This is a genomic window from Corallococcus praedator (genome assembly GCF_003612125.1).
Lineage (GTDB): Bacteria > Myxococcota > Myxococcia > Myxococcales > Myxococcaceae > Corallococcus > Corallococcus praedator.
Window position 1 is genome coordinate 1 of sequence record NZ_RAWI01001018.1, and the last position, 449, is coordinate 449.

Sequence of the window (449 nt, forward strand, 5' to 3'; positions counted from 1 at the left end):
GTACAGATGCAGGTGCGTGCCGGGCAGGGCCAGCACCGCATCCCACGGCGGGGTCTGCGCGTGGGCGCCGTGGGCGTACCACAGGTCGCCCAGCAGGTTGAGCATGACGGCCGGGCTGTGCAGGCGGGGCTGAGTGAGCGGCAGGTTCGCCATGGTGCGCACCTGCAGCTCGAACTGCGACACATCGCAGGCGTTCTGGCTGTAGTGGCCGCTGTTGTGCGGGCGCGGGGCGATCTCGTTGACCACCAGCGCGCCGTCGTCGAGCACGAAGAACTCCACGCAGAGCACGCCCACGTACTTCAGGCCCTCTGCTACAGATTTCGCAGCTGCTACCGCTTGTTCTGCGAGCGCTGGAGGCACATTCAATGCGTGGACCTCGGTCACGGCCAGAATGCCGTCGCGGTGCAGGTTGCGCTGCACCGGCAGGTGCACGCAGGTGCCGTCTGCGG

Annotated in this window: 1 protein-coding gene; it reads right to left on the reverse strand. The window is 67.7% G+C overall.

Features of this window, described 5'->3' with window-relative positions:
* The coding region (locus tag D7Y13_RS42845) for an ATP-grasp domain-containing protein (RefSeq protein ID WP_120631116.1) at positions 1 to 449 on the reverse strand (449 nt) is incomplete at both ends.